Origin of the sequence: Cryobacterium algoricola (assembly GCF_004402485.1) — a bacterium.
Lineage (GTDB): Bacteria > Actinomycetota > Actinomycetes > Actinomycetales > Microbacteriaceae > Cryobacterium > Cryobacterium algoricola.
The window spans coordinates 696,055-710,683 of record NZ_SOFG01000011.1; the positions used below are offsets into that span (position 1 = coordinate 696,055).

The 14,629-nt window shown below is 67.9% G+C and carries 12 protein-coding genes; 5 read left to right on the top strand and 7 right to left on the bottom strand.

Annotated features, from left to right (window positions below):
* Window positions 1–44: 44 nt before the first annotated feature.
* Complete coding sequence (locus E3O44_RS09995; protein ID WP_134534581.1) at window positions 45–1,052, top strand: diacylglycerol/lipid kinase family protein; 1,008 nt, start codon at window positions 45–47, stop codon at window positions 1,050–1,052.
* A 141-nt stretch (window positions 1,053–1,193) separates the two neighbouring features.
* Here the strand turns inward: E3O44_RS09995 and pheA are convergent, their stop codons facing one another.
* Complete coding sequence (gene pheA, locus E3O44_RS10000) at window positions 1,194–2,129, bottom strand: prephenate dehydratase (protein ID WP_134534582.1); 936 nt, start codon at window positions 2,127–2,129, stop codon at window positions 1,194–1,196.
* 35 nt (window positions 2,130–2,164) lie between these two features.
* On the opposite strand from pheA, the gene pgm reads away from it, so the two are divergent.
* Window positions 2,165–3,781, top strand: a complete 1,617-nt coding sequence (pgm, locus tag E3O44_RS10005; protein ID WP_134534583.1) for a phosphoglucomutase (alpha-D-glucose-1,6-bisphosphate-dependent) — start codon at window positions 2,165–2,167, stop codon at window positions 3,779–3,781.
* A gap of 85 nt (window positions 3,782–3,866) precedes the next feature.
* Here the strand turns inward: pgm and E3O44_RS10010 are convergent, their stop codons facing one another.
* The 3 genes from E3O44_RS10010 to E3O44_RS10020 all read right to left on the bottom strand — a co-directional run bounded on the left by E3O44_RS10010 (window position 3,867) and on the right by E3O44_RS10020 (window position 6,969).
* Window positions 3,867–4,631: an amidase domain-containing protein gene (locus E3O44_RS10010; RefSeq protein ID WP_134534584.1), complete on the bottom strand. Its 765-nt coding sequence runs from the start codon at window positions 4,629–4,631 to the stop codon at window positions 3,867–3,869.
* 100 nt (window positions 4,632–4,731) lie between these two features.
* Window positions 4,732–6,048 (bottom strand): amidase domain-containing protein, encoded by a 1,317-nt coding sequence (locus tag E3O44_RS10015; protein ID WP_134534585.1) that lies wholly within the window; start codon window positions 6,046–6,048, stop codon window positions 4,732–4,734.
* A gap of 99 nt (window positions 6,049–6,147) precedes the next feature.
* Window positions 6,148–6,969, bottom strand: coding sequence for a M15 family metallopeptidase (locus E3O44_RS10020; protein WP_134534886.1), 822 nt, complete (start codon window positions 6,967–6,969; stop codon window positions 6,148–6,150).
* Window positions 6,970–7,123: 154 nt separating this feature from the next.
* Here E3O44_RS10020 and E3O44_RS10025 point away from each other — a divergent pair, with 154 nt between their 5' ends.
* Together E3O44_RS10025 and E3O44_RS10030 are read left to right on the top strand one after the other, a co-directional pair.
* On the top strand, window positions 7,124–8,908 hold the full coding sequence (locus E3O44_RS10025; RefSeq protein ID WP_241976223.1) for an MDR family MFS transporter: 1,785 nt from the start codon (window positions 7,124–7,126) through the stop codon (window positions 8,906–8,908).
* A 67-nt stretch (window positions 8,909–8,975) separates the two neighbouring features.
* Window positions 8,976–9,656, top strand: a complete 681-nt coding sequence (locus E3O44_RS10030) for an SDR family oxidoreductase (RefSeq protein WP_134534586.1) — start codon at window positions 8,976–8,978, stop codon at window positions 9,654–9,656.
* 167 nt (window positions 9,657–9,823) lie between these two features.
* Here E3O44_RS10030 and E3O44_RS10035 read toward each other — a convergent pair whose 3' ends face one another.
* The 3 genes from E3O44_RS10035 to E3O44_RS10045 all read right to left on the bottom strand — a co-directional run bounded on the left by E3O44_RS10035 (window position 9,824) and on the right by E3O44_RS10045 (window position 13,292).
* On the bottom strand, window positions 9,824–10,753 hold the full coding sequence (locus E3O44_RS10035) for a carbohydrate ABC transporter permease (protein WP_174775064.1): 930 nt from the start codon (window positions 10,751–10,753) through the stop codon (window positions 9,824–9,826).
* A complete protein-coding gene (locus tag E3O44_RS10040) occupies window positions 10,750–11,877 on the bottom strand; it encodes a carbohydrate ABC transporter permease (RefSeq protein ID WP_134534587.1) in 1,128 nt (375 codons plus the stop codon). The genes E3O44_RS10035 and E3O44_RS10040 overlap by 4 nt, the downstream gene beginning before the upstream one ends.
* 83 nt (window positions 11,878–11,960) lie before the next feature.
* Window positions 11,961–13,292, bottom strand: coding sequence for an ABC transporter substrate-binding protein (locus E3O44_RS10045; RefSeq protein ID WP_134534588.1), 1,332 nt, complete (start codon window positions 13,290–13,292; stop codon window positions 11,961–11,963).
* Between the two features lie 306 nt (window positions 13,293–13,598).
* Between E3O44_RS10045 and E3O44_RS10050 the strand changes: the two genes are divergently transcribed.
* Complete coding sequence (locus E3O44_RS10050; protein WP_134534589.1) at window positions 13,599–14,627, top strand: LacI family DNA-binding transcriptional regulator; 1,029 nt, start codon at window positions 13,599–13,601, stop codon at window positions 14,625–14,627.
* The last annotated feature ends 2 nt before the right edge of the window (window positions 14,628–14,629 follow it).

A 14,629-nucleotide genomic window follows, 5' to 3' on the forward strand; every position in this document is an offset into this window, starting at 1 on the left:
CCAGTCTACAAGCGCCCGCCGGAACGCCTTGCTAGCCTGAACCCGTGAATACTCCCGGTGAAACTCCGAGCGGTCGCCGAGCGGCCGTCGTGTACAACCCGATCAAGGTCGACGTGGACAAGCTCCGCGCGAGCGTCGCAGCGGCGGAGTCCGCCGCCGGGTGGGCGGGCACGGTGTGGCTCTCGACGACCGAGACGGATGCCGGGCAACGGGCGACCCGGACGGCGATCGAGCAGGGGGCATCCGTGGTGCTCGCGGCGGGCGGGGACGGCACCGTGCGCGCGGTCGCCGAGGCCCTGCGCGACACGGGCGTGGCGCTCGCGATCGTGCCATCCGGCACCGGGAACCTGCTGGCCCGCAACCTGCAGTTGCCGCTCGCGAGCCTCGATGCCGCGGTGGAGATCGCGTTCGGCGGCGTCGACCGGGCGATCGACCTGGGCGTCGCAGTGCTCACGGACACCGACGGTGAGAAGGCCGAACACGTCTTCCTGGTGATGGCCGGCCTCGGCCTCGACGCCCAGATGATCGCGAACACGAGCGCCGACCTCAAGAAGCAGGTCGGCTGGCTCGCCTACGTCGACGCCGGAATGCGGGTGCTGCCGAAGTCGAAGCCGTTCCGGATCCGGTACAGCCTCGAGGGTCGCACCGACCGCCCGGCCCACGTGAGCACGATCCTGGTCGCGAACTGCGGGGTGCTGCCGGGCAACATCCAGTTCCTCCCCGACGCCCAGGTGGACGACGGGATCCTCGACATCGCCGTGCTGCAGCCCAAGGGCGTGCTCGGCTGGCTGACCATCTGGCGCCGGGTGACCTGGGAGAACGGCGTGCTGCGCCGCTCGGCGGTCGGGCGCCGGATCATCGCCCAGAGCGAGTCGAACAACGAACGGGTGATGACGACGCTGCGCGGCTCACGCATCAGGATCGTGCTCGAGCACCCCCAGGAGTTCGAGATCGACGGCGACGAGTTCGGCCCGGTGCGCGCGGTCTCCCTGCGGGCGGACCCCGGCGCGCTCACGGTGCGGATGCCCGCGCCCGCTTCCCCTTCCGCCTAGCGCCCGGCCCCGCCCCTCTTCGCCCGCCTTCTTCCTCGCGAGAGCGCACTTTTGGCCCCTAAACCGCGGGTTTAAGGGCCAAAAGTGTACTCTCGCGAACCCTCCCGGGGCGGGCGGGGGCCGGCGGGGCGACGGGCGGGGTCAGGCGCCGCGAAGGAGGGCGTCGAGCCACGCGCGCGCGCCGATGTAGACGTCATCGTCGTAGCGCTTGGTGTACTCGTTCTGCTGCAGGTCGGCGCGGGGGTATGAGCCGAGGAAGATCACCTTGGGGCTGAACCGGCGCAGGCCGAGCAGGGCATCGGCGACACGTTCGTCGTGGATGTGCCCGTCGGCGTCGATCACGAACCGGTACCGGCCGAGCGCATCACCGATCGGGCGCGACTGGATCAGCGAGAGATTGACGCCGCGGGTCGCGAACTGCTCGAGCAGTTCGAGCAGCGCCCCGGAGCGGTCCTCCGGCAGCTCGACGATGAGGCTCGTCTTGTCCGCGCCGGTCCGCTCGGGGATCGCGGTGGTCCGGCTGACCAGCACGAACCGGGTGACGGCGTTCGGGTTGTCGCCGATATCGGTGGCGAGAACGGTGAGGTCGAGATGGTTCTCGATCCCGGGCGGTGCGACCGCGGCATCCGCCTGCTCGGTCTCGAGCAGCGACGCCGGCGCCGCCACATTGCTCGAGGCGGGAATGTGGCCGTGGTGCGGCACGTGCGTCTCGAGCCAGTCGCGGCACTGGGCGTATGCGACCGGATGCGCGGCGACGATCTTCACGTCGGCGAGCTCCGTGCCCGGCCTGGCCACGAGGACGAAGTTCACCGGCACGAGATACTCGCCGATGATCCGCAGGTCCGGTACCTTCGCGAGCGCGTCCTGGGTCGCGGACACGCCGCCGTCGACGGAATTCTCGATCGCGATCATCGCGGCGATGCTCCGGCCGGAGACGACGTCGGCGAGCGCCTCGCCCACGTTGTTGACCGAGCGCCACGCCTGGCCGCGTGCCTCGGGAACCTGGGCGAGTGCCGCTTCGGTGAAGGTGCCCGCCGGCCCCAGGAAGCTGTAGCTGAGTTTGCGCGTCTCGGACATGGCTCACAGCCTACTTGCAGTGCCAGACTGGGGACATGAATGAACGTGCGGGCACTCCGGCCCTGGAATCCGACCTGATCGATGTCGACGCGCTGGTCAAGGCGTACTACGATTTGAAACCCGATGTGACGGTGCCCGAGCAGCGGGTGGCGTTCGGTACCTCCGGGCATCGTGGCAGTTCGCTGAACACGGCCTTCAACGAGAACCACATCATCGCGACGACGCAGGCCATCGTCGAATACCGCACCAAACAGGGCATCACGGGGCCGCTGTTCATCGGGACGGACCCACACGCACTGAGCGCGCCCGCGTACACGACCGCGCTCGAGGTCCTCGTCGGCAACGGCGTGCGCGTGCTCGTCGACCAGTTCGACGACTACGTGCCCACCCCGTCCCTGTCGCACGCGATCCTGGCGTACAACCGGGCCGGGAACACCGACGAGGCCGACGGCATCGTCGTCACCCCGAGCCACAACCCGCCGACAGACGGCGGCTTCAAGTACAACCCCCCGCACGGCGGACCGGCCGACAGCGACGCGACCTCCTGGATCGCCGCCCGCGCCAACGAGCTCATCGCCGGCGGCCTCGTCGACGTGAAGATGAGCGAGCCGAGCGCGGTCGAGACCTACGACTTCCGCGGCGCCTATGTGGACGACCTCGAGAACATCATCGACATGGCCGCGATCAAGGCCAGCGGCATCCGCATCGGCGCGGACCCGCTCGGCGGCGCGAGCGTCGGCTACTGGGGAGCGATCCGCGACCGCTACGGCCTCAACCTGACGGTCACGAACCCCAAGGTCGACCCGACCTGGCGCTTCATGACGCTCGACTGGGACTCGAAGATCCGGATGGACCCGTCGAGCCCGTCGGCGATGGCCTCGGTGATCGCGCACAAGGGCGACTTCGACATCCTCACCGGCAATGACGCCGACGCCGACCGGCACGGCATCGTCACGCCGGACGGCGGCCTGATGAACCCGAACCACTTCCTCGCCGTCGCGATCGACTACCTCTACAGCCACCGCGAAGGCTGGCGGGCGGATGCCGCGATCGGCAAGACGCTCGTCTCTTCAACCATGATCGACCGGGTCGCCGGCTTCCTCGGCCGCGACCTGTGGGAAGTTCCCGTCGGCTTCAAGTGGTTCGTTCCCGGCCTCATCGACGGCTCGGTCGCCTTCGGTGGCGAGGAGAGCGCGGGCGCGAGCTTCGTGCGCTTCGACGGAACGGTCTGGACGACGGACAAGGACGGCATCCTGCTCGCCCTCCTCGCCTCAGAGATCCTCGCCGTCACCGGCAAGACCCCGAGCCAGCGCTATGCCGAGCTCGTCGAGCACTTCGGCGACCCGGCGTACGCCCGCGTGGATGCCGCTGCGACGCCCGCCCAGAAGGCCCAGCTCGGCAAGCTCGACGGCGACGCGATCACCGCGACCGAACTGGCCGGCGAGAAGATCCTCGCGAAACTCAGCCACGCCCCCGGCAACGGTGCCGCGATCGGCGGACTCAAGGTCGTCACCGAGAACGCCTGGTTCGCGGCTCGCCCGAGCGGAACAGAGGACGTCTACAAGATCTACGCCGAGTCTTTCAAGGGCCCGGAGCACCTGCGCCAGGTGCAGCTCGAGGCGAAGGCGATCGTCGACGCCGCCATCGCGTAGACGCGTTCGACGACGGATGCCGTCGCCCACGTTCGCCGGCCGGCGGGCGCGGGCGGCGGCATCCGTCGTGTGAGACGACCGGTGGTTAGGGGATGCTCCAGTAGTAGGCGGTGGCGCCCGGGTGCTTCACGGTGATCGCGTAGTCGACGGAAAGATAGTCGGTGTCGTCGGTGTGGCCGGCGTAGTAGATGACGATGTCGTCGCCGCTGCCCTCGATGCGGGTCACGACGCCGGTGTGGTCACGGTCGCCCGAATTGTCCCAGTCGAACTGCACGACGTCGCCGACCTTGACCTGGTCGCGCTGCTGGTCGGTGAGCACGGTCGCGCGCCCCGAGCTCGCGAGGTAATTGCGGAACGCGGTCGAGCTGACCCACGCGTTCGAGTGGGTGAAGGACGAGCCGGTGCCCTTTGACCACCAGCTGCCGTCCATGGCCCAGCCGCGCTGGATCAGGGACTGGCTGGTGAAGTTGACGCAGTCGTTGTCGGTGATGATGCCGTAATCCGCCGTGTTGTAGTCGGTCCAGTACTTGATCATGTAGTCGACCTGGGCCTGCACTCCGCCGGTCGAGGCCGCCGCGACGGGGGCCGGCGCCGCGGTCGTGGCGGGCGCCGGAGCGGGTGTCGGCGTTGCGGTGGCGACAGGCGCGGTATCGACGGCGACGGGAGCACCGGCATCCGCCGGCGTCGCCCGGGAGGTCGCGGTGTCGGTCGGGGCCGCCGACGTGGCGATCTCCGCCCGCGCTGAGTCCGAATCGTCGGTGCCCCATGAGGCGACGGCGGCGGTGCCGATCACGAGAACGGCGAACGCGAGCGCGGCGGCGCTGATGCGAAAGCGTCGGGTGAACTGCACGAATTCCTCGTCTCATTCGGGGGGTAGGGGTACATCCAGATAAACACACTTAAATGGGAAATACGTCCCTCAAGCTATGAAGTGTCGCTGAATCGCGGGGCTAGGCGACGCTCCAGTAGCTCACCGTTCCGCCGGTGTTCGCGAGGGATTCCTCGACGGACTTGTCGAGGCTATCTTCGGTGTGACCTGCGTAATAGACGTGGGTTCCCGAGGAATCCTTGACGACTCGGGTGACGATTCCGGTGTGGTCTTTATCACCGGAACGGTCCCAGTCGAATTGCACGATATCTCCGACTTTGACCCGGTCGCTCTGACCGGCGGCGAGCGGCGTGGCACGCTCGGGGTGGGCGGCCAGGTACGCGGCGAACGCGGTCGAGCTCGACCAGGCGGTGCTGTACCCGGCTCCGGTCGCGTTGTACGACCACTCGGCATCCATCGTCCAGCCGCGGGCGATCAGCGACTGGCTCGTGAAATTGACGCAGTCGTTTCCGCCGATGGAGCCGTAGACGGCGGAGTTGTATGAGCTCCAGTGGGCACGCACGTAATCGACCTGGGCGGTGATGCGCGGGTCGGGGACGTACTGGAAGGTGAGTGCGCTCACGCTGGGGGTGGCCACTGCGGCCGTGGTCTCGGCGGCCGTGGTGCCGGTGCTCGCGAGGGCGCCCGGTGCGCTGCTCGGGGCCGGGGTCGGGGCGACGAGTGGTGCCGCGGCATCCGCCAGGGGCGTGATCGCCTGCGACAACGAGGCGACCGACGATGACTTCGCCGCTGCGGCTGCCGTGGCGGCCTGGGCAGCCGCGTTCGCGGCGTTCGCGGGAGTGCTTGCGACGGGAACGACCGCGCCGGTGCCGTCGACGAGCGAGACCGGTACGGAACCCGTGCCGTAGTCCGTCGACGCGGGCGTCGAGATGGTGACGGTCGTGTCGGTCGCCGACAGCACGGTGCCGGCGTTGCCGCCGAAGCTCACGCCCGACACACCCGCGAGCCCGGAACCGGTGACGCTCACGATCGTTCCACCGGTGACCGGCCCGGCAGACCCGCCGTCTCCGGCGCTCACGGCGCTGTAGATCACGGGGCTGCCTGCCACGACGGGTACGGCGGGGGCGACGCTCGCCGGCACCGGTCGGGAGACGGCGAGGGGGGCGGATGCCCCGGCGGCGGCCCCGGGGGACGCCTGGCTCGAGAGCGGCACGAAGAGGCCGAAGCACAGGCTGGCGGTTGCGGCCGCGCCCGCCAGCCAGATCAGCGGGCGGTGACCGCTTGGCGCCTTCTCGAGGCGGTGCCGGGAGCGGGTCGCGGGGGTGTCCGGGGTGGCGTTCGGGGTGGACGGGGCCGGACTGGTGGAGCGGAGGGGCAGTGGATCTTCCCGGCGATGGCGGGAGCGGACGGGACTTTCAGGACGTGTAGTGGGGCGCACAAAATCGTTTCTGGACGGCGAACGGGGACCCGACATGCGAACACGCGCACATGCCAGAACCCTGTGCAGAGCCTCCGAAACCCATGCATGAGCATGGAACTAGTGATAGGTCGGGGCCGCCGGGAGACCGAAGAATTCCTCGAGCGTGGTCACGCCCTCCGTGTGCATTTCGGTTGCGAGATCGATGCCGATGTAGCGGAAATGCCACGGTTCATACGCGTAGCCGGTCACGGCAACCTTGTCCTCCGGATAGCGGAGCAGGAAACCGTACTTCCAGGCGTTCTGCGCGAGCCAGGTTCCCTGGGGAGTCGCGCCGAAGCACGCGTCGAGGGAGCACTTCGACGGCAGCGCGCTGATGTCGATCGCGAGTCCGGTCTGGTGTTCGCTCGTGCCCGGGCGGGCCGTGCTCGTGTCCGCGACGGCCTGACCGTGCGCGGAGACATCGTCGTTGTACACCGAGACCTGGGTGGGATAACTGCGGTAGGAGCTCTGCGACTGGAGTTGCAGCCCGGTTTCGGCCGTGAACGCGGCGAAAAGCGCCACGACGGCGTCGGATGCCTCCCGGCGGAGCTGCGGTTCCCAGACGTGCGGCACGGGTACGACGACGAGGTCCGGCGGGGTGAAATCGACCGGCTGCAGGGGCCGGTACTTGTCGACGACGACCCAGATGCTGGCCGGGTCATCGTGCGAACGTGCCGCCTTGTCGAAGCGCGGAACCAGCGCTATCGGGGTCGGCGATGCGGTCGGCGCCGGACGCGCGGCATCCGTGGGTGCCGACCGGTCGCCGGGCGTGTGCGTCGCTCCGGGAAGCGCCGTCGCGACGGATGCCGGGGCGTGCGTCGCGAAGAAACCGATCGCGACGGCCCCGCCGGCCACGAGAACGGCAGCGAGGGAGAGAGCTGTGACCCGTCGCCAACCCATCCCGTGTGACTCCCCCGTTTGTCGTTCTGTACGCACGCTCATGAGCCTAGTCCCGGGACCCGTCCGATGCGGGGACGGCACCACCCCGACGGCCGGAAGCGGGGCCCGAGAAATCTGTTGAGGATCTCCTGCCCGTCGTGTAACTTTGCAGACAATGCAAACTCCTCCCGCCTCCGCCCCCTCGCCGACCTCTGCGCCCCTGATGACGCACCGGCAGATCCTGTTCGTCATCTTCGGCCTGATGGCCGGGATGTTCCTCTCGGCCCTCGACCAGACCATCGTCGGGACGTCGATGCGCACGATCGCCGACGACCTCGACGGCATGTCGCTGCAGGCCTGGGTGACGACCGCGTACCTCATCGTCTCGTGCATCAGCACGCCGATCTACGGCAAGCTCAGCGACATCTTCGGTCGCCGGCCGCTGTTCCTGATCGCGATCACCGTCTTCCTGATCGGGTCGCTCCTCGCCGGGATGTCACACTCGATGTACGAGCTCGCGGTGTTCCGGGCCATCCAGGGTCTCGGCGCCGGCGGCCTGATGGCCCTGCCGCTCACGATCATGGGCGACATGCTCGCCCCACGGGAGCGGGCCAAGTACCAGGGCTACTTCCTCGCCGTCTTCGGCATCTCGAGCGTGATCGGCCCGCTCATCGGCGGCGTGCTCTCCGGGGCGACGACGATCCTCGGCATCACCGGCTGGCGCTGGGTGTTCCTGATCAACATCCCGATCGGCATCGTCGCTCTCTTCATCGTGATCCGCTTCCTGCACATCCCGCACTTCAAGCGACCGGTGCGGATCGACTGGTGGGGCGCCGTCACGGTCATCGTCGCCGCGGTCCCGCTGCTGCTCGTCGCCGAACAGGGCCGAACCTGGGGCTGGTGGTCGTTCACCTCGGTCGCCTGCTACGTCACCGGCGTGCTCGGCATCGTGCTATTCATCGTCGCCGAGCGGCTGATGGGAGACGACGCACTCATCCCGCTGAAGCTCTTCCGGTCCTCGACCTTCTCCATGGCGACCGTGCTCGGCGTCTTCGTCGGATTCGGCATGTTCGGCGCGATGATGACCGTCCCGCTCTACCTGCAGCTCGTCAACGGTGCCACCCCGACCGAGAGCGGCTTCATGATGCTCCCGATGATCCTCGGCCTGATGATCTCCTCGATCGCGAGCGGCCAGGTCATCGCGCGCACCGGCAAGTACCGGCTCTTCCCCACGCTCGGCACCGCGTTCATGGCCGCCGGCTTCCTGCTCTTCACGTTCGCGACCGCGGACAAGCCGGTCTGGTTCATGATGGCGGGCATGCTCCTCGTGGGCCTCGGCCTCGGCCAGCTCATGCAGACCCTCACGATCGCGAGCCAGAACTCGGTGGGGCCGCGGGATATCGGCGTTGCGACATCCGCTTCGACGTTCTTCCGCCAGATCGGTGGCACGCTCGGCACCGCCGTGCTGTTCTCGGTGCTGTTCACGCGCATCCCCGACACCCTGGGCGCCGCGTTCGGCAATCCGACGATCGTCGCCGGCGTCAAGGCGGCCGCCTCCGATCCCGCCGTGCTCGCCGACCCCGCGAACGCCGGCATCCTGGCCCTGCTGCAGAACCCGGCCGGGCTCGGCACGGCGCTCGACGGCGATACGTCGTTCCTGAACGCGGCGGACCCGCGGCTCTCGCAGCCGTTCCTCGTCGGGTTCAACGACGCCACGGTCACGGTGTTCTGGGTGAGCCTCGTCGTCGTGCTGATCGCCTTCGTGCTGAGCCTCTTCCTCAAGGTCGATCCGCTGCGCAAGACGAGCGCCCTGCAGGAAGCCGCAGACGAGCACGCCGCGGCCCAGGAGACCGAGCGGGCCTCCGAGGCCATGATCGCGCAGCACGCCGCAGACACGATGGGCGCCCTCGTCGAGCCGGGGCTCGACAGCGACGAATTCGAGCGCCCGGGCCGCGCCTGACGCGGGCGGTTGCCGGGCGGATGCCGGGCGCGGGAATTCGGGAGCGCCCGGTGGCGTTGTCCTTGAGATGCGTATTGTAATTGCAGGTGGACACGGAAAGATCGCCCGGCTTCTGACCCGGGACCTCACGGCTGACGGCCATGACGTGATCGGACTGATCCGGAACCCGAACCAGGCGGACGACCTCCGCACCGACGGCGCGACCCCGGTCGTGCTCGACCTCGAGGCGACGACGCCGGCCGAACTCGCGGAGGTCCTGTCCGGGGCCGATGTGGCCGTCTTCGCCGCAGGCGCGGGCGGGGGCAGCGGCGACGGGCGCAAGACGACCGTCGACCTGGGCGCATCCGTTCTGCTCGCCGATGCCGCCCAGGCCGCCGGAGTCCCCCGCCTCGTGCAGGTCTCATCGACCGGGGTGGACCTCGTGCGCGCCGGGGCCGAGCCGGCCGAAGTGCCCGACGATATGCTCGCCTACCTTCAGGCCAAGCTCGCCGCCGAAGAGGATCTCGTGCGCCGCGACCTCACCTGGACCATCGTGCGCCCCGGTACCCTCACCGACGAAGCGGCGACCGGGCTCGTCAGCCTCCAGCACACCGGACCGGGCATTCCCGAGGTACGCGGCACGGTCCCGCGCGCGGACGTCGCGGCGGTACTGGCGGCGCTCATCCTCTCGGGCTCCGGCGCCCTGGAAACCCTCTACCTGGTCTCCGGCCGCACGCCGGTCGATTCCGCGGTCGCCGCCCTGGCCTGACCCGGAGCCGCACGCACAGACTCGCACACGCAAACCGGCCCACCCCTGTTCCGAATTCAGGAGGTGAGCCGGTTTTTTCCCGTTTCCGGGGTGTTTTGGCCCGAGAACAGGGTCAACTCCTGAATTCGGAACGGGGCAGTGCGGGAGGGGGCGGTCGGGAGCGGCGATCAGCCCTTGACGGCACCCGCCATGATGCCGGAGATGAGCTGCTTGCCGGCCAGGACGAACAGGATCAGCAGGGGCAGCGTCGCCAGCACGGCGCCCGCGAGGACGACGGAATAGTCCACGTACTTGGCGGACTGGAGCTGGCTGAGCGCCACCTGGAGCGTCGGGTTCTGCGGAGAAACGATCATCGGCCAGAGGAAGTCCGTCCAGGCCATCATGAAGGTGAACAGAGACAGGATCGCCATCGCCGGGCGGGCTGCGGGAACGGCCACGTTCCAGAAGGTCGTGATCATGTTCGCGCCGTCGACACGGGCGGCTTCGATGAGTTCGTCGGGGATGACGTCGACGAGGTACTGCCGCATGAAGAAGACGCCGAATGCGGTGACGAGGGTCGGGATGATGACGGCACCGACGGTACCGGTCCAGCCGAACTGGCGCATCAGGATGAACAGCGGGATGATGCCGAGCTGGGTGGGGATCGCCATGGTGCCGACGACGAAGACCATCAGCCCGTTGCTGCCGCGGAAGCGGAGCTTGGCGAAGGCATAGCCGGCGAGGGTGGAGAAGGAGACCACCGAGACGGTGATGATGGTCGAGATCACGATGCTGTTGAGCAGCGCCTGCCAGAACGGAATCGTGTCGAAGACGGCGGCGACGTTGATCCAGAACTGTCCGCCCGGGAGGAGCGGCGGCCATTCCTGGCTCAGGACGGATGACGAGCTCGAGCCGACGACGACCGACCACCAGAGCGGGTATGCACCACCGATGAACAGGGCGAGCAGGATGCCGTACGTGAGGAAACCGGGTCGTCTGTCGATCCCGAGGCCCTTGTGGCCCTTCATCCGCCCGGCGGGGTTCTTCTCGGCGCGGACCTTGACGGGCCGGGCCGGCCGCACCGGTTCGGTGGGAGTGGGGGTGAGTGTGCCGGTCATGATCTGGGCTCCTTCGCGCCGGTGGGGAGCGTGCTGGATGGCGGGGAATCAAGGGGTTCGCCCGCTGCGGAGGACGCCAGGGCAGCCTCCCGGTCGGCCGCGGCCTTGCGCCGCAGCACCCGTTTCGCGGTCTTGACGTCCGTGCGGGAATCAGTGGTGGCGATGCGCTGCGAGATCAGGAAGTTCAGCACGCCGAACGCCACGATGATGATGAACAGGATGAACGCGACGGCCGAGGCCTTGCCGAAGTTCTGCCGCTGGAACGCCATCTCCCAGAGATAGAGCACGGTGGTCTGGAATTGCCGGTGGGCGCCGCCGGGCGTCGGGGTCGTCGCATCGTACAGGCGGGGTTCCGTGAAGATCTGCAGGCCGCCGATGGTGGCCGTGATGATCACGAAGATCATCGTGGGGCGGATGCTCGGCAGCGTGATCGAGAAGAACCGGCGGAAGAATCCGGCACCGTCGAGGGCTGCCGATTCGTGGATATCACGCGGCACCGACTGCATGGCGGCGAGCAGGATGAGGGCGTTGTACCCGGTCCAGCGCCAGTTCACCATGCTCGCGATCGCGATGTGGCTGGGGAAGACATCCGTCTTCCACATGACCGGATCGACGCCGACGAAGCTGAGGAGGTGGTTGATCATGCCGTTCTGCTCGCTGAACATGTTCGAGAAGATCAGGGCGACGGCCACCGGGGTCACCACGTACGGGATCAGGACGCTCATGCGCCAGAAGGTCTTGGCCCGCAGGTTCTGGTCGAGAACCGCGGCGATGAAGGTGGCGGCGATCAGCTGCGGGATGCTCGAGAGCAGGAAGATGCTCATCGTGTTGAACAGCGAGTTCCAGAACAGCGGGTCGTTCAGCTCGGCGACGTAGTTGTCGAAGCCGATCCACTCCCCCGGTCCGCTCAGCAGGTTCCACTTATTGAGCGACACCACGAAGGTGTACACCAGCGGGAACAGGCCGACGACGCCGAAGAGCACGAAGAACGGCGAGATGTACAGGTAGGGCGAGAGCTTCACGTCCAGGCGGCTGAGCCGATGCTTGTAGGTGAGGGCGCTCTTCCGACCGGTGCGGTCGGGCCGCGGCGGGCTGCTGAGTTCTGGTTCACGTGTGAGTGTCATGGTGGCTTTCTGCATTCAAGCCGGGCCCTCCTGCGCCGGAGCGCGGCGTGGGAGAGCCCGGCAAGCGGATGCTGGCTACGTGCCTACTTGTTGACGATGAGCTGGTTGAACAGCGTCATGGCGTCGGCCCAGGCCTTGTCGCCTGACACGCCCTGGTCGAGCGAGATCGCGGACGGTCCGAAGACCTTCTCCTGGATCGTCGAGTCGTCCGGGCCCTTGTACTGAGCCTTCACGCCTTCGGCGCGCTTGCTCAGGATGGCTGCGATCGGTGCGTCGTTGAAGAAGGCCGAGATTCCGGTGCTCGCGGCAAGCGCGGGATCGGTCTGAGCGGCCTTGACGCTCGGGAATGCGCCGGAAGCCTGGAATTCGGCGACTTCCTGCTTGGCGTCGGTCAACCAGGTGGCCAGTTCAGCGGCTTCCTTCGGGTGCTTCGACTGTGTCGGAACGGTCAGGAAGGTTCCGCCCCAGTTGGTGGCACCGCCGGGGAAGACGTCGGCGAAGTCCCAGCCGGCCGTCGCGCCAACGGCGTCGCCGCCGGCGGTCTTGACCTGGCCCTGGACGACTCCGAGCATCCAGCCCGGGCACATGAAGGTCGCGAAGGTGCCGTCGGTGAACGACGTGCCCTTGTTCCAGTCCCACTGGGACTGCTTGGCGGAGAGGCCGGCCGCGTTTGCGGAGGCGAGCTTCGTCCAGGCGGACTTCAGTGCTGCGTTGTTCTCAACGTTGAGCTTGCCGTCCTTGGTGTAGTAACCCTCGGGAAGCTGGTTGACCATCGAGTTCCAGATGAAGCCGGACTGGTCGAACCATGCCTTGCCGGTTGCCTTCTGGTACTTCTCGCCTACGGAGAAGTAGTTGTCCCAGGTCGAGCCGCTGCCCCCGAGCAGGGTGGCGACCGCGGCGCGGTCGGTCGGGAGACCGGCTGCTGCGAAGGCCTTGCTGTTGTAGCAGATGCCCTCCGGGCCGATGTCCGTGCCGTATCCGATGATGCGGCCGTCCTTGTCGGTGGCCTGGTCGACCTTCCACGACACCCAGCGGTCCTTGACCGCGTCGGCGCCGTAAGCCTTGAGGTCGGTGAACTGGCTCGAGACGTTCTGAATCGCGCCCAGCCAGCCTTCCTCGACCGCGGTCACGTCGGAGAGGCCGCTGCCTGCCGCGATCTTGGTGAAGGCATCCGTCTGTGCGTTGCCGCCGGTGTCGATGTTGTTGGCCTTGATGGTGATGCCGGGGTGAGAAGCCTCGTACTGTGCGTAGAGAGCGTCCATGCCCATGGTGCCGAACGTCGTGACGGTCAGTTCGACCGGCGAGGCACTGGCAGTGGTGCCGGTTCCTGCCGATGAACAGCCCGTTGCAATGAGGGCGAAGGATGCGGCGCAGGCTACTGCTGCCCCAACCTTGGTGCGTCGTGAGAACTTCACTGTCACTCCTTTGTGTGCGTGTTTGCGCGCGTGTGTGTACTGCGTGAAATGTGTACTGCAGGCGACCGGCGCCCGATGTGCGGCACTCAGGGTGAGGCAGACATCGAACGGGTTGTGAGAGCGCTCTCATTTTGGGTATGAGAGCGCTCTCACTGATCAACGCAACACTAGGTCCTCCACCGAGTCCTTGTCAAGGCGACACGGCACCCGTCGGCCGGGGGCCCGCGGACCGCGCCGTGCACGCCTCATGACGGCGCCCGGGCCAGGCGTACCGGCACGTCGCGCGCATCCAAATAGAATGACCCCATGACAACGGGAGTCCGCAACGCGCGTCCGCCGCAGCCGACGCTCGAAATGGTGGCGGCAGAGGCAGGCGTTTCCCGCGCCACCGTGAGCCGCGTCGTCAACGGATCGCCCAAGGTGCGTCCGGAGGTCGTCGTATCCGTCACGGCCGCGATCGAGCGCCTCAACTACGTCCCCAACCGCGCCGCCCGCTCGCTCGCGAGCCGGCAGACCCAGTCCGTCGCCCTCGTCGTTCCGGAAGACATGACGAAGTTCTTCGGCGATCCCTACTTCGCCGCGGTCGTGCAGGGCATCACCCAGCGCCTCGACGAGAGCGATTACACGCTCAACCTTCTGGTCGCCTCGAGCGACCCGCGACACAAGACCATGCGTTACCTCCGCGCCGGGAACGTCGACGGTGCCCTGGTGATCTCGCACCACACCGGGGACAACTTCGTCGCCGATCTCGAATCCACGATGCCGGTGGTCTTCGGTGGACGCCCCACCAACGATTCCGGCGCGAACAACTACTTCGTCGACGTCGACAACATCGCGGGCTCCATGAGCGGCGTCCAGCACCTTGTCGACATCGGCAGGCACCGGATCGGCACGATCACCGGGCCCGTCGACATGCCGGCCGGCATCGACCGCCTGACCGGGTTCCGCCAGGTGCTCGAGAGCGCGGGCCTGCCCACGGATGCCGTCGAACACGCCGACTTCACGGCCTCCGGGGCCGCGGCGGCCACCCGCCGCCTGCTCGAGCGCTTCCCGGACGTCGACGCCATCTTCGTGGCGAGCGACCTGATGGCGACCGGCGCGCTCGGCGTCCTCGCTGAGCAGGGCCGTGCCGTGCCGGGGGACATCGCGGTGGTCGCATTCGACGACAGCCCCGCGGCCACCTCGGGGCCGATCGGGATGACCACCGTGAGCCAGCCCTCGAAGGAGATGGGCTTCGCGATGGCGGACCTGCTCCTGCGCCTGCTCGCGGACGACGAGACCGTGCCGCACCGCAACATCATGCCGACCCGCCTGATCCTGCGCGAATCCGCCTGACC

Excerpts from the sequence above, each read along its gene's own strand:
- pheA (WP_134534582.1), bottom strand. The coding sequence starts at position 2,129 with ATGTCCGAGACGCGCAAACTCAGCTACAGCTTCCTGGGGCCGGCGGGC.
- pgm (WP_134534583.1), top strand. The coding sequence starts at position 2,165 with ATGAATGAACGTGCGGGCACTCCGGCCCTGGAATCCGACCTGATCGAT.
- E3O44_RS10020 (WP_134534886.1), bottom strand. The coding sequence starts at position 6,969 with ATGGGTTGGCGACGGGTCACAGCTCTCTCCCTCGCTGCCGTTCTCGTG.
- E3O44_RS10025 (WP_241976223.1), top strand. The coding sequence starts at position 7,124 with ATGCAAACTCCTCCCGCCTCCGCCCCCTCGCCGACCTCTGCGCCCCTG.
- E3O44_RS10030 (WP_134534586.1), top strand. The coding sequence starts at position 8,976 with ATGCGTATTGTAATTGCAGGTGGACACGGAAAGATCGCCCGGCTTCTG.
- E3O44_RS10035 (WP_174775064.1), bottom strand. The coding sequence starts at position 10,753 with ATGACCGGCACACTCACCCCCACTCCCACCGAACCGGTGCGGCCGGCC.
- E3O44_RS10040 (WP_134534587.1), bottom strand. The coding sequence starts at position 11,877 with ATGACACTCACACGTGAACCAGAACTCAGCAGCCCGCCGCGGCCCGAC.
- E3O44_RS10050 (WP_134534589.1), top strand. The coding sequence starts at position 13,599 with ATGACAACGGGAGTCCGCAACGCGCGTCCGCCGCAGCCGACGCTCGAA.